General features: G+C 69.3%; 22 protein-coding genes. 11 read left to right on the plus strand and 11 right to left on the minus strand.

The window, feature by feature from the left end; genetic code table 11:
* On the plus strand, positions 1-1,035 hold a 1,035-nt coding region (locus IZR01_RS29440; RefSeq protein ID WP_194925754.1), incomplete at its 5' end, for an ROK family protein.
* A gap of 52 nt (positions 1,036-1,087) precedes the next feature.
* Here IZR01_RS29440 and IZR01_RS29445 read toward each other — a convergent pair.
* Entirely contained in the window at positions 1,088-2,734 is a 1,647-nt protein-coding gene (locus IZR01_RS29445) for a hypothetical protein (protein WP_194925755.1), read from the minus strand.
* A 444-nt stretch (positions 2,735-3,178) separates the two neighbouring features.
* On the opposite strand from IZR01_RS29445, the gene IZR01_RS29450 reads away from it, so the two are divergent.
* Entirely contained in the window at positions 3,179-4,375 is a 1,197-nt protein-coding gene (locus tag IZR01_RS29450; RefSeq protein WP_194894186.1) for a Tat pathway signal protein, read from the plus strand.
* 18 nt (positions 4,376-4,393) lie between these two features.
* Positions 4,394-6,706: a jacalin-like lectin gene (locus IZR01_RS29455; RefSeq protein WP_228560487.1), complete on the plus strand. Its 2,313-nt coding sequence runs from the start codon at positions 4,394-4,396 to the stop codon at positions 6,704-6,706.
* Positions 6,707-6,838: 132 nt separating this feature from the next.
* On the opposite strand, the gene IZR01_RS29460 is transcribed toward IZR01_RS29455, so the two are convergent.
* Positions 6,839-7,381: a hypothetical protein gene (locus IZR01_RS29460; RefSeq protein ID WP_194925756.1), complete on the minus strand. Its 543-nt coding sequence runs from the start codon at positions 7,379-7,381 to the stop codon at positions 6,839-6,841.
* Positions 7,382-7,513: 132 nt separating this feature from the next.
* Between IZR01_RS29460 and IZR01_RS29465 the strand changes: the two genes are divergently transcribed.
* Positions 7,514-8,167: a PadR family transcriptional regulator gene (locus tag IZR01_RS29465; protein WP_194925757.1), complete on the plus strand. Its 654-nt coding sequence runs from the start codon at positions 7,514-7,516 to the stop codon at positions 8,165-8,167.
* 130 nt (positions 8,168-8,297) lie between these two features.
* Here IZR01_RS29465 and IZR01_RS29470 read toward each other — a convergent pair whose 3' ends face one another.
* The gene (locus tag IZR01_RS29470; protein ID WP_194894189.1) at positions 8,298-9,095 is read right to left on the minus strand and encodes a nuclease-related domain-containing protein; all 798 of its coding nucleotides are present in this window, start codon (positions 9,093-9,095) and stop codon (positions 8,298-8,300) included.
* A gap of 140 nt (positions 9,096-9,235) precedes the next feature.
* Here IZR01_RS29470 and IZR01_RS29475 point away from each other — a divergent pair, with 140 nt between their 5' ends.
* Entirely contained in the window at positions 9,236-10,129 is an 894-nt protein-coding gene (locus IZR01_RS29475; protein ID WP_228554540.1) for a metallophosphoesterase family protein, read from the plus strand.
* 183 nt (positions 10,130-10,312) lie between these two features.
* Positions 10,313-11,182, plus strand: a complete 870-nt coding sequence (locus IZR01_RS29480; RefSeq protein ID WP_194894190.1) for a hypothetical protein — start codon at positions 10,313-10,315, stop codon at positions 11,180-11,182.
* Between the two features lie 24 nt (positions 11,183-11,206).
* On the opposite strand, the gene IZR01_RS29485 is transcribed toward IZR01_RS29480, so the two are convergent.
* From IZR01_RS29485 to thiC, 3 genes are all read right to left on the minus strand, one after another.
* Complete coding sequence (locus IZR01_RS29485; protein ID WP_194894191.1) at positions 11,207-11,722, minus strand: DUF3558 family protein; 516 nt, start codon at positions 11,720-11,722, stop codon at positions 11,207-11,209.
* Positions 11,723-12,123: 401 nt separating this feature from the next.
* Entirely contained in the window at positions 12,124-12,657 is a 534-nt protein-coding gene (locus tag IZR01_RS29490) for a DinB family protein (protein ID WP_194925758.1), read from the minus strand.
* A 197-nt stretch (positions 12,658-12,854) separates the two neighbouring features.
* Positions 12,855-14,624: a phosphomethylpyrimidine synthase ThiC gene (gene thiC / locus IZR01_RS29495; RefSeq protein ID WP_194894193.1), complete on the minus strand. Its 1,770-nt coding sequence runs from the start codon at positions 14,622-14,624 to the stop codon at positions 12,855-12,857.
* Positions 14,625-14,943: 319 nt separating this feature from the next.
* Between thiC and IZR01_RS29500 the strand changes: the two genes are divergently transcribed.
* Together IZR01_RS29500 and IZR01_RS29505 are read left to right on the plus strand one after the other, a co-directional pair.
* Complete coding sequence (locus IZR01_RS29500) at positions 14,944-15,513, plus strand: DUF2975 domain-containing protein (RefSeq protein WP_194925759.1); 570 nt, start codon at positions 14,944-14,946, stop codon at positions 15,511-15,513.
* Positions 15,513-15,743, plus strand: a complete 231-nt coding sequence (locus IZR01_RS29505; RefSeq protein WP_194894195.1) for a helix-turn-helix domain-containing protein — start codon at positions 15,513-15,515, stop codon at positions 15,741-15,743. The genes IZR01_RS29500 and IZR01_RS29505 overlap by 1 nt, the downstream gene beginning before the upstream one ends.
* 210 nt (positions 15,744-15,953) lie before the next feature.
* On the opposite strand, the gene IZR01_RS29510 is transcribed toward IZR01_RS29505, so the two are convergent.
* The gene (locus IZR01_RS29510; protein WP_194894196.1) at positions 15,954-16,121 is read right to left on the minus strand and encodes a hypothetical protein; all 168 of its coding nucleotides are present in this window, start codon (positions 16,119-16,121) and stop codon (positions 15,954-15,956) included.
* A gap of 6 nt (positions 16,122-16,127) precedes the next feature.
* Here IZR01_RS29510 and IZR01_RS29515 point away from each other — a divergent pair, with 6 nt between their 5' ends.
* Positions 16,128-16,523 carry a hypothetical protein gene (locus IZR01_RS29515; RefSeq protein ID WP_194925760.1) on the plus strand — a complete coding sequence of 132 codons (396 nt, stop codon included), beginning with the start codon at positions 16,128-16,130 and terminating at the stop codon, positions 16,521-16,523.
* 148 nt (positions 16,524-16,671) lie between these two features.
* On the opposite strand, the gene IZR01_RS29520 is transcribed toward IZR01_RS29515, so the two are convergent.
* Both IZR01_RS29520 and IZR01_RS51130 read right to left on the minus strand, forming a co-directional pair.
* Entirely contained in the window at positions 16,672-16,896 is a 225-nt protein-coding gene (locus IZR01_RS29520) for a DUF5326 family protein (RefSeq protein WP_194894198.1), read from the minus strand.
* Positions 16,897-17,310: 414 nt separating this feature from the next.
* Complete coding sequence (locus IZR01_RS51130; protein WP_228554541.1) at positions 17,311-17,925, minus strand: MarR family winged helix-turn-helix transcriptional regulator; 615 nt, start codon at positions 17,923-17,925, stop codon at positions 17,311-17,313.
* A gap of 393 nt (positions 17,926-18,318) precedes the next feature.
* Here IZR01_RS51130 and IZR01_RS29530 point away from each other — a divergent pair, with 393 nt between their 5' ends.
* Together IZR01_RS29530 and IZR01_RS29535 are read left to right on the plus strand one after the other, a co-directional pair.
* Positions 18,319-18,717: a phage holin family protein gene (locus tag IZR01_RS29530; protein ID WP_194894199.1), complete on the plus strand. Its 399-nt coding sequence runs from the start codon at positions 18,319-18,321 to the stop codon at positions 18,715-18,717.
* A 75-nt stretch (positions 18,718-18,792) separates the two neighbouring features.
* Positions 18,793-19,692: a fructosamine kinase family protein gene (locus IZR01_RS29535; RefSeq protein WP_194894200.1), complete on the plus strand. Its 900-nt coding sequence runs from the start codon at positions 18,793-18,795 to the stop codon at positions 19,690-19,692.
* A 19-nt stretch (positions 19,693-19,711) separates the two neighbouring features.
* On the opposite strand, the gene IZR01_RS29540 is transcribed toward IZR01_RS29535, so the two are convergent.
* Positions 19,712-20,518: a hypothetical protein gene (locus tag IZR01_RS29540; RefSeq protein ID WP_194925761.1), complete on the minus strand. Its 807-nt coding sequence runs from the start codon at positions 20,516-20,518 to the stop codon at positions 19,712-19,714.
* 137 nt (positions 20,519-20,655) lie between these two features.
* Positions 20,656-21,789 (minus strand): WxL protein peptidoglycan domain-containing protein, encoded by a 1,134-nt coding sequence (locus tag IZR01_RS29545; RefSeq protein WP_194925762.1) that lies wholly within the window; start codon positions 21,787-21,789, stop codon positions 20,656-20,658.
* Between the last annotated feature and the right edge of the window lie 8 nt (positions 21,790-21,797).

A 21,797-nucleotide genomic window follows, 5' to 3' on the forward strand; every position in this document is an offset into this window, starting at 1 on the left:
GGGCAGGGCGGGCACCCCGGCGCCGGGCGGCCGGCGCGTCACTATCGGCTCAGATCCGAGGCCGGGACGCTGCTCGGCGTCGATGTGGGGCCGCACAACATCGTGGCGACCGTGGCGGATCTGCGCGGCGAGCCGCTGGGATCGGCGTATCGGGCAGTGCCCTCGGCGGCCACCGCGTCGGCCGCGACGGATTCGGCGTCGGCGGTGCGGTCCCGGGACGCCACGATCCTGGCGACGGCTTCGCAGGCCCTTGAGAAGGCCGGACGCACCCTGTCGGACGTCTGGGTGACCGCGGTCGGGGTCCCCGGCATCGTGCACCGGGGCCGCGTCGAGCAGGTGGTGCAGAGGAAGGGCGGCCCGGAACCGGACCTGGCCGCGCGTCTGAGAACCCTGTTGGGCTGCCCAGTGCTGTTGGAGAACGACTGCAACCTCGCGGCCGTCGCAGAGCACTGGTGCGGAGTCGCACAGGATGTGGACGACATGGTGTTCGTGCACTCCGGAAACCGGACGAGCGCCGGCCTGCTGCTGGGCGGCCGGCTCTACCGCGGGCACGCCGGCGGCGCCGGCGAGATCGGGGCCCTGGCGAAGGTCGGCTGGGCGGACGCGCCGTCCCGGCTGGAGGCGTTACGGGTCGAAGGCCGCGTGGGCTCGCGGGAGGAGGTCTTCGCCCTCGCGGCCCAGGGCGACGACGAGGCGGTGGCCGCGGTCGACGCGTTCAGCCAAGGCCTCGCCTTCGGGATCGCGGCCCTGGCGCTGGCGGTCGACCCGCGGATGGTGGTCGTCGGCGGCGGCAACATCCGCGCCGGGGAGACACTGCTGAAGCCGCTGCGCCGCTACATCGACGAGTTCACCTACTCCCGCATCCCCGCGGTCGAGGTCTCCTCGCTCGGCAACCATTCGGTCAGCCTGGGCGCGATCCGGCTGGCGCTGGACGCCATCGACGAGTTCCTGGAGTCGGCGGTGAGCACCGCGGCCGGGTTCCCGCCGCCGCAGGCCGCGGCGTTCTCGGCGATCGACGCGGGAGCTGAGGGCTGAGAGCGTGCACGGATTGGCCGCCGCGCGGCACGGCATCGATATTCGAGGGCTGCTAACGCGAGCTGGCCTCCGACGTCCTCTCCTCGAGATACGCCTTGGCATAGCGCCGGACCGTCTGGTTCGCGGTGTCGCTGTAGCCCAGCGAGTCGACGAGTTCGCGGGCGGCGGCGTGGCGGGTGGGACCGTGCGCGCTCAACAGTGGATGGTCGGCGTCGGCGCCTTCGTCCGTCAGTTGATCGGCGGCCTGATAGAAGGCCTGCTTCGCCGTCTGGCGGCCGGAACCGTTCGAGCCGTTGACCGTGATCGCCGATGCCTCGGCCGCCTCCGGGCCCGGCCCGGGAGCAGCGGTCGGCGCCGGTCGTTGCGCGGGGATCGTCGCCGGGGCCGGGCCGGGGGCCGGGGCATCGGCGGGGATCTGACGAGTGGAGCGTAGGTCGTCCAGAGCGCGTTCCAGATCGGCTATTCGGCGCTTGGCGTTCTTGTCGTCCTGGGTCCGCAGCTCCTCGATGTGGATCCGCTCGCGTCGCTCGATCTCCAGGTCGGCGACCAACTCGCGCCGCGCCCGCAGGTTCTTCTCGACTTCGAGATCCGCCTCGCCGGTCCGGGCTCGGGCCGCCTCCAGCTCGGCGCGCAGTTCGGACAGCTGCTTGGCGAGTTCGGACCGGTCCTGCTCCGCCGCCGAGGCCGCCGCCGCCTGGTCGGCCTTCAGCGACGCGGCGAGCTCTTCGATCTTCGCCGCCGCTTCCTGTGCGGCCTTGCCCGCGGCGTCCCGCTCGGTCCTGAGCAGTTCGTTGAGCTGGTCGGCCTCGGCCGCGCTCTGCTCGGCCCGCTGCTGGGCCTGGCGGAGCTCGGTCTGCGCCTCGTCGATGCCGAGCCGGACCTGGGCGTCCGCCACGGCCTGGGCGCCGAGCGCGTTCATCAGGGCGCTGGGATCGGCGTGCAGGCGCGCGTGCCGCTGGAGCCGGGCCTTGGCCTTCGCCTCGCGGGCGGCGATGCGGTGGATCGCGCCGTCCCGGGCGTTGTGTTCCTTGAGGATCCTCAGTTTGTCCGAGATCCGCAGGTAGCGCTCGAAGTGCCGGTTGGCGTCCAGGTCGGACAGCGTCGAGTCGTCCGCCGAGGCCAGACCGAGGCGGATGCCGAGCTCGCGCGGGGTGAAGCGCCACCGGACCTTCTCCAGCGGCCGGCCCGCTTCGTCGGCCTTCTTCTTGCGGGCCTTGAGCCACAGGTCCAGCAGGTCCAGCGTCCACAGGACGGCGATGACCACCGCGACCAGGAGTCGGAACAGGCCCTCACGGAATCCGGAGGAGTCGGAGGCCGACATGCCGCCGGAGGAGATCGCCAGGATCCACAGCATCGCGGCGTAGATCAGCCAGTTGCCGGCCTCCTCGGCCTTCTCCAGCGCCTTGAGGCCGAACGCCAGGATCAGGATCTCCAGGAACGGGAACATGACGATCTTGTACGCCAGCGACATGTGCATGACGTCGCCGAAGAAGTGCCACATACCCGAGGCCTGGACCATGGTGGCCATCAGCGTCCCGAGCGCCACCAGGCCGCGGACCTTGACCGAGCGGTCCTTGCCGTGCAGCTTCCAGACCAGCAGGGCGACCAGGCCGAGCACGATGACGGCCGCGGCTCCGCCGATCACCACGGAGGGGACCGGGTGTTTGTCCGCCCAGGACTGGACATGCTTCCAACTCATGTCGCCCCCCTGTTCGCGGATTCCGTTTTTCACGCGGCAAGCGTAGGGGGCGCCCTGCATCGGCGGTAGCCGAGACCAAATCAAGGAACGGTCAAAACCCGGATCCTCGCAGAATCCTGCGTCGCGGCCTACCGGGCCCACAGCTGGCCCGCCCATCCAACGCCGCTGCCGCCGTCTCCGGTATACGAGGTACCCCCTATATAGATCATCTTCGCAATTCACCTAGGGGTTCCTCGCTATTCCGGCCCGGATCGGCCAGTCGTCGCAGAACAGGGGTCGACCGGCATATCAGGGCTCGTAGTCGCGGGATGAAGACCTTTATGTCAGGGTTCCGATATACCTGACTGAATCATTCCCTGATGTCTGTGATGGCCGGTGATACCGAGATACGCTCCGCTCACAAAGAGTGAAAAAGCCCAGCTCAGTGAAGGGAAGGGCGATCGAATGACCGTGTTCACCGTGTCTTTCTGCGGGACGGCCTGCACCCGGGACGAGGGTGAGGCCTCACGCAGTGACAGCGATCTGCGGATCTACGACCCGACGACGGGTTACATCCCGGTCCGCATCCACAAGGAGATCTCCAGCGATCTGCACGCCACCGGGCCCAGCGTGACCGTGCGCGGGGTGGGACAGAACGACTGGAGCCAGCCCGGGAACACCAGCGAGCCGCTGATGCTCAGCGGTCCGCTCAAGGTTCCCAGCGATCTGCTCAACGAAGCGCAGAAGTACTCCGGCGGTGACCGGCGTTCGACGACCTCACAGCTCACCGGCTGGGAGGCCGCGGCCCTCGCGCTGCACGGCGCGAACCTCGCGGCGGCCAGCGGGGCGACGGCGTACAACTTCATCGGGCACAGCCGGGGCGCGGTGGAGTGCGTCATGGCCGCCTGGTTCCTGCAGGCGTACGGCACGCCGGAGGTGAAGAACATCCCGGTGCGCATCCTCGCGATCGACCCGGTGCCGGGCCCGGGCACCTGGTACGGGATCCTCACCCAGCTCCCGCCGAACGTCGCCTCCTACGTCGGCGTCACCGCGTGGGACCACCTGGACACCGGGTTCAACGGCGTGGTGCCGCGGCCCAACGCGCGGATGGCCGGGAGCACCCAGACCCTGACGCTGGGCGGCGACTGGATGAGTCTGGCCGACAACTACCAGCTCACCGACCCGCTGGCGCCGCCCAAGAGCGGCGCGACGCAGCCCACCGAGTACAAGCTGTTCGCGTGCCGCGGGCGGCACGGGACGGTCGCCGGCAACACGACCGCCGACGGACAGTACGACCCGGCCAACCTCAGCCCGAGCGTCGGGCGGGTCGGACAGCTGGTCTACAAGCTGGCCCGGGCCTACCTCACCGAGTGGGGGACGGTCTTCGCCGCGAAGTCGGCCGTCGATCAAGCCGCGCTCCAGCTGCGGCAGGAGATCCACCTCGACCACGCACAGCTCGACGCGATGGCCGGCGGTCCGTTGCGGGACAGCGTGAAACCGCTGCGTCCGTACGTCCGGCGCGTGTCCTCGATCTCCGGGAGCATCCCGTGGAACACGTACTACCTCGAGGACGTGGTCGGCGACCCGCCGTACCGGCAGCCCTACCCCGTCACAGCCGCCGCCAGCAAAGACGGCGGATGGGTCAACTGGACGTTCCTGTAGACGAGAGGGAGAAAAGCCATGACTGAGATCGACAGTGTGCAACAGAAGGTGAAGGGCTACTTCAGCGCTCGTTCTGGACGCGGCTACGTCCGGCTGATGGACACCCCGCGGGTCTGGGGACAGCCGTTCGGCCCCGGCATCATGGAGCAGTCCTGGGCCCGACAGGCCGACTTCGAGCGGGCGCTGGAGGAGTGCGTCCAGAAGTCGTTCTACCGCTGCGACATATCGTCGCTGAACTGCCCGGACCCGGACTGGGCCGGCGTCATCATCGGCGCCATGGACACCGCGCTGAGCGCGCGCTCGGGCCGGACCGCCCCGACCCAGTTCCGGTTCATGTTCGGCCAGACACCGATGGTGCCGGTCGGCGAGCCGACGAACTACACGCTCTTCAAGCAGGCCCTGATCCGCCTGGTGCGGGATCGGAGCCAGTCCTGGGAGAAGCCGCCGGACATCTGGCTGGGCCGGTTCTACCGCCTCCGGGAAGGCTTCCTGGACGCGCTCCAGCTGAAGGTCTTCGGCAACGACAGCATGTTCTCCAGCGACGACACGAAGATGACCTGGAACCACTCCAAGATCGTCGTCGTCGACGGGACGACCGCGCTGGCCGGCGGCCACAACCTGAACATGGACCTGTTCCGCAGCTACCCGCCGGTCCACGACGCCTCTGTCGTCGTCCACGGCCCCGGGGCGGCCGGCGCCCAGAGCTACCTGGACCAGCTGTGGGCGGTCGGCAACGACCTGCTCAGCTCCGAGCAGCTGGATCCGGCGAAGCTGACGTGGCAGAACCGCGACCCCGCCACCTCCCGGCCGAGCAACCCGCTCACCACGCCGGCGGCCGTCAAGTACATCAGCGACCAGCAGGCGGCGATCGTCAAGCTGCACGACGAGGACCCCAAGCCCGCCCAGACGGTGATCGTGCCGCCCACCGGCCCCGCGCCCGGCGACATCCGCGGCCAGGATCTCCAGACGCTCCCCGGTCTCACCGCGGACGTCTTCCCGATCCGGGTGATGTACACGGAGTACGACGCGCTCAACGAGTACAAGCCGGCCACCGGGATGCTGGCGGTGGGCAAGTACTGGCGCGACGGCACGGACTTCCAGAACGGGTCCGAGCTGATGAAGCAGCAGCTGATCCTGGGCGCGAAGCGGACCATCAAGATGTCGCAGATGGACCTGATCAGCGCGTGGAAGAAGAACTGGTCGGACCACGTCGTGTGCCAGTGGCTCATCCAGGCGCTGCTGGCCACCAAGGAACTGACCGTGCAGGTGGTCGTCTCGCCGCTGGACGCGGGGGCCGGCGCCGAGGGCGACCAGTACTCCTTCGGGTCCGGCGCGGTCCGCACCTTCGACCTGATGCGGTACTACATGACGCACGACGTCCAGACCGATGCCGTGTTGCCGGACCCGGGCGGGGCCCGCGCCGAGGCGCTGAGCCGGTTGGCGGTCGCACCCTTCTACTACACCGACGCCGTACCCCCGGCGAACAACGTGGAGGGCGACACCTACAAGTGGCCCGGGCTCTCCAAGGACGGATACACGGCCACTCTCAAACAACCGCCGCTGAGCGAGCAGCCCCCGAACAAGGGCGTGATCGGGAGCGCGGCGACTTCCGTCCTCAACGCGAGCGGCTATGTCTACGACAAGGTCCCGTCCGCGCCCGGCAACCACTCCAAGCTGATGATCATCGACGACGAGGCCTACGTCGTCGGGTCCGACAACCTGTACCCGGGATCCCTGTCGGAGTTCAACTACCTCATCGAGGGCCCCGAGGCCGTGGGCGAACTGCTCAAGGCCTACTGGGAACCGCTGTGGCGGTACGCCGGCCCGCACGCCCGGACGTCGGAGAACGACCCGGCGGCACCCGCGGTGCGGCTCGGTCCGGCCGGCGCCCCGGGAAGCCCGTTCGACGACACGTCCTCGACCCAGCGGATCGGTGGCATCGACGTCTACCACGGCGAGATCATCGACGGCATCCACGCCACCCACGGGGACGGGACCGCCGACCCGCTCCGCGGCGGCAACGGGGTGCCGGTCGGCAGCGCGCCGAAGACGACGCTCACCTTCAGCGAGGAGGACCCGCTGGTCGGGATCTCCGGCGAGTGGGGGACCTGGTACGGCGGCCGGTACATCACCAAGATCCAGTTCCACCAGCGCAGCGGTGCGGTCAGCGAGGTCTTCGGCAGCGGGGCCTCGACCTCGAACGTCCAGACCTTCAACCTGCGGGCCGCGAGTCCGCAGAGCCAGGAGGTGACGGGCTTCTTCGGTTCCGCTACCGGGGCCAACAACAACACCTCCACGTGTCTGGGGTCCATCGGGATCGTCGTCCGATGAGCCGATGACCGCAGACGGCTGACACCGTCCGGCGAACGCCGAAGCGGCGCGCCTCCCGAGTGATGGGGGCGCGCCGCTTCTGTCGCGTGGTCTGGTAGGTGCCCAGGTGCCCAGGTGCCCAGGCGTCCGCGATCAGGCGTTCTTCGGGGCGCGGGTCGGGTCGTCCACGGTCGGCCAGGCGCCCTCGCGCCGGGCCTTCTTGACGTCCTGGACGTACTCGCGGCTGAACATCGCCGCGAGCATCGCCACGCCGCCGCGCGCCACGCGCACCTCGCCGCTGTGGATCCGGCCGGTCAGCCGGATCCGGCGGACGCCGTCGGCGGCCTCGGCCGGTTCGCCCTTGCGCGCGTTCTGCTGGCCGACGCCGTCCTTCACCTTGCCGCTGCCGCTCCAGGCGATGTCGCGCTGGTCGACGACCGCGTCGTCGGGCAGCAACAGCTTCACCATCGCCCGGTCCAGGTCCAGGTCGACGACCAGTTCGCCGGCCGGCAGGCGCGGCGAGCGCAGGTCGAGAACGACCGAGCCGCGGCGGGCCCGGACCTCGAAGCGCTCGGCGGTGCTCCAGTCGCCCAAGCGCTTGACCGCGGTGTGGTCGGCGTGCAGACGGACCGGTTCGGCGGCGGCCTCGGCGACAGTGCGGGTGGTGGCTGCGGCGGTGGAGTTCGTGCTGGTCATCTCGGATGCTCCTCGGGTTCTGCCCTCTGGGAGGGGCCGGGGTTCGGTGCGTTGATTCGATAGTGTCACTGACACTAGTTTCATGTCAACTAGACATCTTGTAACTAGTCTTCCGATGGCTATGATGACGGCATGGCAGCAGCTCAGACCCCGGCGGCGGCCGCGACCCGCCGCTCCCCGCTGGCCCTCGCGGTCCTCGCCCTTCTCGGCTACAAGCCGCTGCACCCGTACGGCGTGCAGCGGCTGCTCAAGGAATGGGGCAAGGAGAACGTCGTCAACGTCGGCCAGCGCGCGAGCCTGTACAAGACGATGGAGCGGCTGGCCGCGGCCGGGCTGATCGCGGTCCGGGAGACCGAGCGCGACCAGCAGTACCCGGAGCGGACCGTCTACGAGCTCACCGACGCCGGGCGGGAGGCGGCGCAGGCGTGGATCGACGACATCGTGCGCGTGCCGCGGCCGGAGTACCCGGAGTTCCCCGCCGCGCTGTCCTTCCTGATGGTGCTGGGACCGGACGCCGTGCTGGCCGCGCTGCGCGAGCGGCACGACGCGGTGGCGAAGACGCTGGCCGAGGCGAAGCAGGGGCTGGCCGACGCCCGGGGGTACGGCCTGCCGAAGGTGACGCTGCTGGACGACGAGTACCTGGTCGCGGTCACCGATGCCGAGCTGCGGTGGATCCAGGGCGTGGTGGCGGAGTTGGAGAGCGGCGAGCTGACCTGGAGCCTGGAGGCGCTGGAACCGTTCGTCGAGGGCGACATCGAGGCGCCGGGCGGCGCGGAGCAGGGCTGACCGGGTGCAACGCTGACCCGGAGCACGGCTAACGCGGAGCAGGGCTGCGCAGAGCGCGGCGAGGCGGGCAGAGCAGGGTTGCCCCAGAGCGCGGCTGACCCGGTTCAGCGCGCGGCGCCGGCCGCCGCGCTCACTTCCGGATCGCCTTGTCCCCGGTCCGGGTCGGCAGCAGGGTGTCCAGGGTGCCGGCCAGCTTCGCGGCCTGGGTCGCGGTCATCACCTGGCGCATCTTGCTGAAGGTCGGGATCAGCTGGTCCGGGAGCAGGATGGTGACCCCCTCCAGAAAACGCGGGGTCGGCTGGAGGTCCTTGGCGTGCACCACCAGGACCGGCTCCACCTTGACCCCGTACGGCAGGCTCCGGCCCAGCGCGCTGGTGAGGTTCTGGGCCTCCAGGTCCAGCCGCTTGAGCGTGGACTCCCGGTCGTCCATCCCGACGAACAGCTTGTTGCCGATCATCTGCGGCGCTGGGCCCGAGGTCCAGTTCTTGGAGTCCAGCAGGAACACCCCGGCCGGGCCGATCAGCAGGTGCTCGATGTCCACCGGCGGGATCCCGGACACCGCGTTGGCGGCCAGCCTGCGGTCGTGCAGGGCGGTGAAGCCCTGGAACCTCAAAGGTTTGATCGCCCGGGCGGTGGCCGCCTCGCCGGAGGCGCGCCGGCCGGCCAGGCTCACGTGTCCGGGCTTGGTGTAGGCCACGTCGGCCAACGCCAGTCCCACCAGTACCGCGAAGCCCACACCGAAATATCCGCGGCGGGTCATCGCCGAGCCGATGATCCCGCACACCACGATCATGGGCAGCGCCCACCACAGCGAATTCTTGATGCGTTTCCTGCGTTGAGCGGCCCAAGCCGACTGCACGCTGGCGTTGACAGTCCGCAGACTGCTCCCCGCCGCGGCCCTCTCCGGCTTCAACTCCCGGAACGCCACTGAAGACCACTCTCCTCGTCACCGACCGTACTCCGATGTGCATGCCCGGCGCAGTGCTATTCGCTTACGGCGACTTCTCGGCAAACCCGGGCCGCCACCGATGTGTACCTACAAGCCACATTGTCGTTAGCCTGGCCTGCATGACGCCGCCGATGCCCGAAGGCGATCCCTTGGCCATGACCCTGGAGATCGACGACACCATGGACCTGACGCTCGACGCGATGGTCGGGATCAACGGACCCGTGCCCGCCGGGCCGGTCTACGTCACGGGCGACGTGCACGGCTGTGCGGAGCAGTTGCAGGCCTCGTTGTTCCGCAGCGGGATCACCGACGCCGACGGCGAGTGGGCCGCGGGTTCGGCCTGGCTGTGGTTCCTCGGCGACCTGTTCGACCGCGGGCCGGACGGTATCGGCGTCATCGACACCGTGATGCGGCTCCAGAAGCAGGCCCCCGAGCACGGCGGGCGCGTCGACTGCCTGCTCGGCAACCACGAGGTCATGCTGCTGGCGTCCTACCGGCTGACCGGTCCGGGCGCGGACAAGTTCCAGGAGCGGTGGCTCGGCAACGGCGGCCAGCCCAAGGACCTGCGCGCCCTGACCGAGGAGCACGCGCAGTGGCTGGCATCGCTTCCGGCGATGGCGCTGGTCGACGACCACCTGCTGGTGCACTCGGACACCATCACCTACCGCGAGCTCGGCGGCGACATCGCCACGGTGAACGCCACGGTGCAGGCGGTCCTGCGCGAGTACACCGACCTGGAGGCCTGGGACCGGCTCACGCACCTGGTGACCGCCCGGTTCTCGTTCGCCGACGACGGCACCAACGCGCTGGAGTTCCTGGCCGAGTACGGCGGCTCGCAGATCGTGCACGGGCACTCGCCGATCCCGCTGGTGTTCGACATCCCGGCCGAGGACATCACCGGGCCGATGATCTACGCCGAGGGGCGCGCGGTGAACATGGACACCGGGACGTTCCTCGGGGGTCCGTGCCTGATCAGCCCGCTGCCGTCGATACCGCCGCGGCCGCAGGGCTGAGGAGGGTCCGCCCGGGGCGGCCGGACCGGCACGCGCCGCGGCCGACGCCGCGCCATCGCGGCGTGCCCGCCGGACAACCTTTCCCGCCCGGCCGCACCGCGGACGCCCCGGCACGGTGACCTGTGCGCCCGGCGGCGGCGAGTCTCCCCGGCCCGGACCGCGCGCGGCGCCAATATGGGCGGTATGCGCAGATTCCTGACATCCCGCGGGGTCCCGGCATGCGCGGGCCTCGGCCTGACCGCGGTCGCCGCCGCCGCGCTGCTGGCCGGCTGCTCCGGCACGTCCGCCAAGCCGGATCCCTACAAGATCGGCGCGCTGCCGACCGCCGACTCCGTGACCAAGGGCCACGCGGCCGGGCACTGGACGCGCGACGGCGGCACGCTCGCGCTGGTCGGCACGGTGACCCCGGACAGCGCCGCGCAGTTCGCCTCGGCGCTGGGCTCGGGCGCGAACACCGTGCGGGTCACGGTGACCGGCGGCGACCTGGCCCAGGGCCTGGCCATCGGCCAGACCATCCACGACCGCAAGCTCAGCCTGCTGATCGACGGGGCGTGCGCGGGCCCGTGCGCGGACTACTGGTTCCCGGCCGCCGCGTCCCGGCGCGGCACCGGTTCGGGCTCGTGGCTGGGCTACGTGCCGGACCTGAGCGAGACCGGCACCGCCACCGCACAGCAACAGAGCGCCGAAGCCAAGCTCTACACCGACTCCGGGCTGGACGCCGCCAAATTCCACGCCGCGATGGACGCCCAGCTCCGCGAGGTGCCCGGCGGCAGCGCGGCGCCCGGCGCCACGATGTGGATGCCGAGCCAGAGCGACCTCAAGGCCCTGGGCTACTCGACCCAGACCGTGAAGGACCTCTGGCTGCCGCCGAACCTGGCCTCGGCCAACGCCCAGGCCCGGGCCTGGCAGCAGGTGGTGGCGTACCAGAACACGCTGGTCGGGCTGCCGCCGGTGCCGGACAAGAACGCACCCGCGGTGCCCGCGCCGCCGGGTGCGCCGGCCGCGCCGAAGGCTTCGCCGTCACCGTCGCCGTCTGCGTCGAAGAAGGCCTGACCGGCCCTCGATCCTTCCGCCGGCTCAGACCTTGCCGACGGCCGCCTGCGCCAGTGCCTTGGCATCATCGGAGGCACTGGCGTAGCTGTCAGCGTGGATCACCGCGATATTCAGGTCGAAGCCGTTCTTGAACACGTCGATCACGCCCGGGGTCTGGCTGCTGCGGTAGGCCTCATCGCCCAGCCCCGAAACATCGGTGATGGTGCTCGCCGGGATGGTCGCCCGGAACGCGTCGAAGCCGCCCTTGGTGACCGCGGTCAGCGAGATGGTGACCATGTCCGGATGCCCGGAGTTGTAGGCACAGCTGCGGCCACCGCTCATAGACGCTATGGCGCCGGACTTCGAACCATCGGGCAGGTGCCCGATATTGGCCACCTGGTCGGCCGGGATCAGCCCACACGGATCCGGCACGCCGGGCACCACGAAGCCCTGGGCACTGCCGGTCGCGGCGGCCCCACTCGAGGATCCGGACGCCACCGGCGACAACGGCGGCGGAGTGGAGCCCCCACCGCACGCGGAGAGCATGACGGACAGGGCCAAGGCGAGCGCTGTGCTGGCATAGGTCGCGGACCTGGTACAGAGTGCGCGCCTGGGACGGATCGCGGGCCTGGGGCTTGGCATGGGGACTACAGTAGCCGCGGCTTCTCCAAGGCACGCCGGGACCGGGAGCTGCGCGATCGCGCAGGTCAGTAGGAGCGATGCGACCGGCCGCCGGACACTGGCGCCGGAACAGCCGAGTCCTGCCGGCACCATCGGTTCAACCGATGCGGCCGGAACGACCAGCGGCCAGGCACCGGCACCAGCCTCGGAACAGCCCAGCTCTACTGGCACGATCAGTTCGACCGGCGCGACCGGCGGCCAGGCACTGGCGCCGGAACAGCCGAGTCCCGCGCGAACCGGCTTCGGAGCAGGTCTGTTGCTGGCGCGCGACCGGACGCCGCTCAGTACCCGGTCGTCCCGTCGATCGCCTCCCGCAGCAGATCGGCGTGCCCGGCGTGGCGCGCGTACTCCTGGATCATGTGCAGACAGACCCAGCGCAGCGTCAGCATCCGCCCGCGCCGGCTCTCGAACATCTCGTCCAGGCCGTGGCCGGCGATCGCCCGCCGGACCTGGTCGACCTCTTCGAGGTAGATCGCGTAGTCGGCCTCGGCACTGTCGGCATCGGCCGCGTGGAAGTCGCTGTCGCGGTCTTCCTCGGTCTCGTAAAGGATCTCCAGCGACTTCTGGCCCAGGAAGTGGATGCGGAACCACCAGCGCTCCACCGCGGCCATGTGCCGGATCAGGCCGGCCAGTGAGAGCTCGGTGGTGGGCAGCGGCCGAGAGGCCAGTTGCTCGCCGGTCAGCCCCGCGCACTTCCAGAGCAGCGTCTCGCGCTGCCAGTCCAGGAAGTGGTCCAGGCTCTCGCGTTCGGTGTCGAACGGGATGTTCTCGCGCCGGTCCACCGCGGGCGCGGTCCATGCAGGGGAGGATGCCATGGGCACCAGCGTCGCGGTGTTCCGGGCGGTATGGCAACGCTCTGACGAAACCCGTGTATGGTGGGTCACCGTCGGCACATCACAGGGCCCGCATATATCGCATCATCTCCGGTATATGCGGGCCCTGTTCGCTTTGGCGCTGGTCTGTCTGTCGGCTCAGCCCCCTGCGCTCAGCCCCCTGGACCCAGCCCCTCGGCTCAGTCCACCAGCGGCAGGTACACGCCCTCGTGGCTGGAGGCCGCGAACTGCGCCGACTTCTCGGCCATGCCGGCGGCCAGCGCCTCGTCGGTCTCCAGACCGTGTTCCTCGGCGTACTTGCGGACGTCCTGGGTGATCTTCATGGAGCAGAAGTGCGGGCCGCACATGGAGCAGAAGTGCGCGGTCTTCGCCCCGACGGCCGGGAGCGTTTCGTCGTGGTACGCGCGGGCGGTGTCCGGGTCCAGCGCGAGGTTGAACTGGTCCTCCCAGCGGAACTCGAAGCGGGCGTCGGACAGCGCGTCGTCCCAGCGCTGCGCGCCCTCGTGGCCCTTGGCCAGATCCGAGGCGTGGGCGGCGATCTTGTAGGCGATCAGGCCCTGCTTGACGTCGTCCCGGTTGGGCAGGCCCAGGTGCTCCTTCGGCGTCACGTAGCAGAGCATCGCGGTGCCGTACCAGCCGATCATCGCCGCGCCGATCGCGGACGTGATGTGGTCGTAGCCGGGGGCGATGTCGGTGGTGAGCGGGCCGAGGGTGTAGAACGGCGCCTCGTCGCACAGCTCCATCTGGAGCTCCACGTTCTCCTTGATCTTGTGCATCGGGACGTGGCCCGGGCCCTCGATCATCACCTGCACGCCGAGCTCGCGGGCGATCTTCGACAGCTCGCCGAGCGTGGTCAGCTCGGCGAACTGGGCCGCGTCGTTGGCGTCGTAGATGGAGCCGGGCCGCAGGCCGTCGCCGAGGGAGTAGGTGACGTCGTAGCGCGCCAGGATCTCGGTCAGCTCGCGGAAGTTGGTGTAGAGGAAGTTCTCCTCGTGGTGCGCCAGGCACCAGGCGGCCATGATCGAGCCGCCACGCGAGACGATGCCGGTCTTGCGGGTCGCGGTCAGCGGGACGTAGCGCAGTAGCACGCCGGCGTGGATCGTCATGTAGTCCACGCCCTGCTCGCACTGCTCGATCACGGTGTCCCGGAACACCTCCCAGGACAGCTCCTCGGCCTTGCCGTTGACCTTCTCCAGCGCCTGGTAGATCGGCACGGTGCCGATCGGGACCGGGCTGTTGCGCAGGATCCACTCCCGGGTGGTGTGGATGTTGCGGCCGGTGGACAGGTCCATCACGGTGTCGGCGCCCCAGCGCGTGGCCCACACCATCTTGTCCACCTCCTCCTCGATCGAGGAGGCCACCGCGGAGTTGCCGATGTTGGCGTTCACCTTGGTCAGGAAGTTGCGGCCGATGATCATCGGCTCGGCCTCGGGGTGGTTCACGTTGGCCGGGATCACCGCCCGGCCGCGCGCCACCTCGTCCCGCACGAACTCGGCGCTGAGCCCCTCGCGCACCGCGATGTACTCCATCTCGGCGGTGATCACCCCGCGCCGGGCGTAGGCGAGCTGGGTGACCGCGCCCCGGCCCTCGGCCCCGCGCAGCGGCTTGCGCCCGCCGGAGAACACGGCGTCGAGATTGCGCAGGTCGGCGGTCTTCAGCCCGTCGTCGGTCGGCTGCCAGGTGCGGCCCTGGTACTCCTCGGTGTCGCCGCGCTCGGCGACCCACGGACCGCGCAGCGCGGGCAGGCCGAAGCGCACGTCGGTGCGCACCTCGGGGTCGGTGTAGGGGCCGGAGGTGTCGTAGAGGACGACGGAGTCGCCGTTGGTCAGCGCGATCTCCCGCATGGGGATGCGCAGGTCCGCGCGCGCAGCGGAGGGCAGGTAGGTCTTGCGTGAAGCGGATGATTCGGAGGATTCAGACGAGGTGGACACGTCGTTGACAGCCGTCATGGCTGCGCTCCCTACGTCGGCATTACCCGGACAGGTTCGGCGGTCGACGGCGCCAGCCGTCCTCTCAGCCCGGTTCGCCCGAGCTCCCGCGTGTATGTGGTTTGCAGGGACACCGTAGCGCGCCCCCCTTGATCGGCGTCAACACCGGGCGGGGTGGCGATTGCGCGGCCCGGCGGGTCAGGGAGTTGTGGTTATCGATTATCGATGGCATCGTTTATCGATAACATCGAGATTCGATACGGGGGCGGTCATGCGGGGCGTGCTGGCGAACAGGAACAGGGTCCGGAACCCATTGGAGCCGCTGGCGACCATCAACGGGATGGTGCTCAGCTTGCTGGTCCTGGGTAACGCGTGGGGCATCATCAGCACCCTGTTCGGCATGAACAGCCTCCTCGGCTGGGGGCGGCGGGCCTTCATCTGCACGACCAGCAAGAACACCGGCTCTCAAATCCAGCCGTCACAGTGGATGCAGCTCCACACCGGGGTGAACGCGAACCCGGGCACCATTCAGCTGTGCGCCGACAAGGCGACCGCCGGCCAGCGCTGGTGGTACTCGCTCGGCCAGTTCCCCGGGATGATCACGGTCCTCACCGTGGTACTGCTGACCTATCTGGTGCTCCGGCACGCCGAACGCTTCGGCCTCTACAGCCCCGGCATCGCGACCCGGCTGCGGGTCCTCGGCTGGTTCCTGTTGGTCGAGTCGGTCCTCGGCCCGACGATCACGGTCTCCGCGAACCGTAAACTGTGGAACACCATGGCAAACGGCGGGTCAGAGATCCAGTGGCTCCCGGGGTGGAGCGCGCTGTTCGCCGGCCTGGCCCTGCTGTCCCTGGCCCGCATCATGCGCGTCGGTACCGAGATGCGCGAGGACCTGGAGGGCGTCGTCTGATGCCACCGGACGACGCCGACGCCCACTCCATCGGCGTCCACCTCGACCGGCTGCTCGCCGAGCGCGACATGACGCTGACCGAGCTCGCCGACCGGGTCGGGGTGACCGTGGTGAACCTGTCGGTGCTGAAGAACGGCCGGGCGAAGGCCGTGCGTTTCAGCACCCTGACCGCACTGTGCCGGGAGCTCGGCTGCCAGCCCGGGGATCTGCTCAGTTACCAGGCCGGGTAGATCGGCTGAGCAGGTGCCGGGCCGGCGGCCGAGCTCCCGACAGCCGAGTTCCCGGCGGCCGGCGATTCACTGCGGCCGCCGGCCCCACACGTTGTCGATCCCGGCCGGCACCGGACCGATGCGGTAGAGCACGTAGACACCGACAGCGGTATCGCAGAACCCGAACAAATCACTGAATCCACCGACACAACAGAGGCACCAGAACCCGTATCAGCCCGACTGGCCACGATCACGACACAGATCGACGCCGGCCGGCTCTCGATCGCGGCCCTGTCCGCCGCCCTGGCGGCCTTCGCCTTCCTCGCCTACCACCGGCGCTGGATCACCGACGACGGCCTGATCACCGTCCGCACCGTCCGGCAGCTGCTGGCCGCTCACGGCCCGGTGTTCAACCAGGTCGAGCGGACCGAAGCCGACACCAGCACGCTGTGGACCTACCTGCTCGCGCTGGCCGGCTGGATCACCGGCGGCGACGTGGCACGCATCGCCGTGTGGCTCGGGCTGGTCCTGTCCGTGACCGGCGCCGGGCTCGCACTGTTCACCACCCGGCGCTTCCAGCTCCGCCTCGGCGGACCCGAGGGCCCGCGGCTGGTGTTGCCGCTGGGTTTCCTGGTGCTCCTGGTGGTCTCGCCGTTCTGGGACTTCGCGACCTCCGGACTGGAGACCGCCTGGATCGCAGGACTCTGGTTCACGATCACCCGCGTCGGGCCGGGCTCCGGCCGGCGCACGCTGGTCGGCGCCGCGAGTAAAAGCCCTGCCAGAGGGAAGGAACGACAGTGAGACCCGCGTTATGCGGGTCTCACCAGTTCCACCGGCTCACTCGGGCCTCAGGGTTTCCCCCTACGCACACCGAGCAGCGTTCGTCACACAGGTCGCACTGGACACACCACACCCCTCTGACGTGCCGGCGTCGCCGGCCGCGGGTCTTCTAGTAGAGACCCTTGCGCTGCTTGTCGCGCAGCTTCTTCCGGCGGTAGGCCGGAATCTCCATCATGACCTTGTGGTATCCCCAGTACAGCGCGCCGACGACGGCGGCGGCGATGACCAGGGTCACGATGCCGTGCAGGATGAAGCCCACGATCGCGCTGATGATCCAGAAACTGACCACGATGCCCGCGATCGGTAGTGCGACCCATTTGAGCCAGAAGGGCATTGCGACCCCACCTTGTCCTTGTCGTTTTCTCCAGAACCGAAGGTCCTGTACCACTCAACGTCGTGGCCGAGGGTTCTAGTTCCCAGGTAACCACGCGATATGTCGCGTTGGCAAGCTACTAAGGTCGCCGGTTCCGTCTCGTCCGGACCGCGCCCGGCGGGTACTGGGACGGGTGAGGCGCATGGTGCCAGTGGTACGACAGATGTTTTTGAGGATGTTGAGATACCCGGTGCCGATGTTGCTCAAAGTACTGATGTGTGGACAGTGCACTGATGTGCGTGCCCGCGCAGCGCGCTCCCCAAGCGTGCCGGGCACGAAAAAAAGACCCCTGCAATCTTTCGGGCCCGGCGCCTTCGCGCCGGGCCCTACTAGCAGGGATCTTGCCGATTTGTCGCCGCGCCTGAGCCGGGTGGCTCAGCGTGCGGTCTTCTTGGCCGTCTTCTTGGCGGTCTTCTTCGCGGCCGCCTTCTTCACGGTCTTCTTGGCCGCTGCCTTCTTGGCCGGGGCGGCCTTGGCCGCCGCGGTCTTCTTGGCCGGGGCCTTCTTCGCCGTCTTCTTGGCCGTGGTCCGCACCGCCCGCTTCACCGGCTTCGGGGCGACCTCCTCCTTGCTGAAGGGGGCACGCGCCTGGTCCAGCAGCTTGGCGAACGTCGCCTGGTCCTTGACGGCCATGGTGCCGGCCAGTGTCTTCTCGACGGCCAGCACCTCCTTGTCCGCCTTGGCCAGGATCCGCTTGCCGGCCGTGGTGATCGTGGTCTCCATCGCCCGACCCTGGCCGGGCACCGAGCGACGCTCGATGTAGCCCTTGAGGGTCAGGTTTCCCAGGACCGTGGTCATCGTCTGGGGAGTGACAAGGCATCGCCGAGCCAACTCCGCGCCGCTGATGCCGGGCTCGTCACTGATGACGAGCAAGGCCGTGTACTGGGGGACCGTCACGCCCATCGGCCGAAGCACGGCGTCCTTGGCCCCGCTGAGTTCCTGTTCGAGGCTCTTGACCTTGTGGCCGAGCCGCTGTTCCACCGCAGTCATGGTGTGAGCATATCCGGCAAAACCCTTCATGAACCAATTCAGGGCCGTTCGTGGGATACCGACCCTGATAGCCAGGCGTGAAACCAGCCTTCTGCATCCGCCGATCAGGCGACATCAGTGGACGATGACGGAATCCAGTCAACGTCTGTCTTGCCAGAGTACGGGTACACGCGAATGTACGGAGCATCCGCGGTCGATTTCTTAGAAAGCTGTGACCTCGGCAAGCCCGCGAGTCCTCCTGAAGTCCTCCTTACGCCACAGTGAGCGCACCGAAGAACGCGGAGGGTGTCCGGCCGGGCCGGTCGATGTGTGCTTTCCTCTTCCGTTCTTGATGAAGATCGGCTCTGTGTCAACCCCTCGACTGTCGATATCGGACCGTGCGAGCATGCCGCCGTGAAGAAGCTGCTCCTGAAGATCGGTATCAATGGCGTCGCCCTGTGGGTCACCACCCTGCTGGTGTCCGGCGTGAAGATCGTGGTCGCCCCGAGCGCCCCGAACGCCACCAGGGAGAAGGTGATCACCGTGCTGATCGTGGCGATCGTCTTCGCCGCGGTGAACACGCTGGTGAAACCGCTGGTGCAGATCGCCACGTTCGGGTTGTTCATCCTCACCCTGGGCCTGATCACCTTCGTGATCAACGCCCTCATGCTGTTGCTCACCTCGAAGATCTGCGACCACTACGACGTGCGCTTCCACGTGGACGGCATCGGGTCGGCGCTGATCGGCGCGCTGGTGATCAGCGTGGTCTCCATCGCCCTGCACGCGATGCTCCCGGACGACGTCAAGCGCTGAGAAACCGGCCGGCCCGGCCGACGGCGGTGGTGGCGGGCTACGTCCAACGGCGCCACCTGCGGCTACGATCGCCATATGGCGAGTACTGTCGCGGACCGCGTGGCCGCCCTGCTGAACAGGGCCGTGCTCGGCGTGGCCGCAGTCGGAGGCGGCTCCTTCGGGAAGACGTACCGCATACAGTTCTTCAGCGGCGGGGCGGCGTTCGTCAAGACGCTGGAGCACGCGGAGAAGGTGGCGGGTCCGGGGTATTTCGACGCCGAGGCGGCCGGGCTGCGCTGGTTGCGGGAGGCGGTCGCCGCCGACGGCGCCTCCGGCGGCGTGCGGGTGCCCGAAGTGCTGGGAGTGGCCGAGGACATCCTGGTGACGTCGTGGATCGCGCCCGGGCGCCCGACGCCCGACGGCGCCGAGGAGTTCGGCCGGCGGCTGGCCTCCCTGCATGCCCGCGGCGCCCACGGCTTCGGCGCCGACTGGCCGGGCTACATCGCGGTCCTCCCCTTGGACAACGGCGGCGACGACGACTGGGCCACCTTCTACGTCGAGCGCCGGGTGCTCCCCTACGTGCGTCTGGCCCGCGACCGCGGCCACCTGGACGCCGAGGGCGCACAGGTGATCGAGGAAGTGTGCACCCGCATCGACTTCCTGGCCGGTGAGGAGGAGCGGCCCTCGCGGATCCACGGCGATGCCTGGAGCGGGAACATCTTGTGGGACGGCCGGGGCGAGGGCTGGTTCATCGACCCGGCGGCGCACGGCGGCCACCGCGAGACCGACCTGGCGATGCTGGCGCTGTTCCCGCCCCCGTATCTGGACCGGATCATCGCGGCCTACGACGAGGTGCACCCGCTGGCCGACGGCTGGCAGGAGCGGGTGCCGTTGCACCAGTTGCATCCGCTGCTGGTGCACGCGGCGCTGTACGGATCCGACTATGGGACGCGTGCGGCGTCCGTGGCCAGGGAGCTGGCCGAGCGGCTGCGCTGACATGGGCCGGCCTCCACGGTTATGAGGGTCCGTTCTCAACAGTCTCAGGCGTCTCAGCCGTCGCGTTTTCGGGTTCTGGGGCCGGCGACGGGATCCCCGGCGAGGCCGGGAAGGGCTCTGGGACGGCCGTACCGCGCCTGCGGGCGCCGAACAGGCACCCGAGGCCGCAGAACAGCACCAGCGGCGCCAGGACCTCGCCCCAGGGCCGTACGGCCGCTGACAGGGTGCGCACGGTGACCCCTTCGGCCGTCGGACCCAGCGCGACCCCGATCTCGTAGTCGCGGAACCAGCCGCCGGGCAGCGAGAGCTCGTACACCAGTGATCTGCGTCCGCCGGGCGCCAGGGCGCCGCCGGTCCAGACCACCGGATACCGTCCGACCTGCGCACCGCCGCGCGACAGGGTCAGCGTCACGCCGGGATCAGGGGCCGGACCGCCGCCGAGATCGGCGAAGGTCAGCGTGACGCGCGCCGAGCCGTCCGCCCCGAGCTGGGTCAGGAACGGGGAGTCGGGGACGGCGGTGGCGTCCGTCAGCTGCGCCGTCCCGGCCACGGCCACGGCTGGTGCCGCCGGCGGCAGGTAGCGCAGGCCGGGGATGCTGATCGGGGTGTCCACGGGACCTGCGGCGGTACCGGCGTAGGACGCCGCATGCACAGTGCACGGGCAGGGTGTCGGCGGCTCCACCACCGGCAGGCTCTGGTGGAAGCCGCCGTGGACGTCCGCCGTCGCGTCCACCGCCGCCGCGATGGCGCAGGAGTTCGACGATCCCCCGGTCCCGCATATCTCGACCTGTAGCTGCGCCCCTATAGGGAACCCGCTCCCGGTCACCCCAATATGGTCCCCCAGCTTCGCCGTGTCCTGGGACAACGTCAGGGTGGGACCGTCAGCGGTCGCATGAGCTGCCGGAGACCCTGGGCACAGGACGGCGAGGAGTACCACCACGGCGGCTACGGCCGGCCCGCGCATCAGGGGGCCGCGGCCTTCGTCGGCTCGGGCCGGACGCGGACTTGTGCGGAACCCTTCCGGCGCCGCCGCCAGAACACCAGCCCCACCAGGATCGCGAGCCCCGCGAGCGCGAGAACCAGCAGCGTGAGCCACGGAACCAGCATCAGCGACACGGCCGCGGCCGATGTCACCGGGGCAGAAGCGGAGTCGTCCGTGACAGCGAGATGCAGAGTGCCGATCTCAAAGGGCGGCATGTTCTTCCACGACTGGGAAAAATGGATGCTCTGTCCCGGCAGGATCTGTGGAAGCTGAACCGTCCGGTCTATCAGCGTGCCGAAGATTCCCGTCGCACGGAGATGCGCTTTAGGGGACTCCAGCAAGTTGCCGCTATTAGTGACCGTCGCAGTAACCGTGCCGTCACTGTCACTCACATAGGCCGGGAATGATGCAGAACCCGAGACTTTCAGATCCGTGACCGTCAGCCCGCCGAGCGCCGGGCCGTCGACATGCACATAGAGTCGGGCCGCGACCACACGTTTGATACCGACCCGGATGTCGCCCTGCTGCTGCACGCTCTCCACAGCGGTATCCATCCCTGAGACTCCGCCGACATGGTCGCCTGGAGAGGCGTTCGCGGGAATCGCTATAGAGATCGGCACAACAGTGGACGTCTGTGCCGGGACGGTGATCGTGGGGAACGCGGCGCGCACCCAGGAGCCGACGCCGCTCATCGGATAGCCGTGGTCCCGCAGCGCGAACTGGCCGTCCCCGGGGGTGTTGTAGCCGTCGGCGCCGTAGACGTAGTACGTGATCGGGTGATCGGTGTAGTTGGACACTGCGAGCCCGTCCTGCAGCGTCGTACCGGGGCGGCCCTCCAGGATGAAGTACTGGCGCGCGCCGGCCGGCGAACCCGGCTTCGGCGCGGGCTGTACCGACCAGGATCCGCTGTCCGCCTCAGCGGTTCCGCTCCCGGAACCCACCCAGACGCCGACAAGTAGCGTCGCGGCCAAGAACGCCGCCACCGCGCGGGCCCGCGCACCACGACGGACCACCGCGTTCTCTCTATTGCTCTCCACAGCGATCTCCTCGGCAGGCGGGCCGGTGTGGTACTCATGGCTGTGGCTTTCCGGTGGGGCGAATGGACCTCGCCCCACCGGAAAGC

This window comes from Catenulispora pinisilvae, from assembly GCF_015356865.1.
GTDB lineage: Bacteria > Actinomycetota > Actinomycetes > Streptomycetales > Catenulisporaceae > Catenulispora > Catenulispora pinisilvae.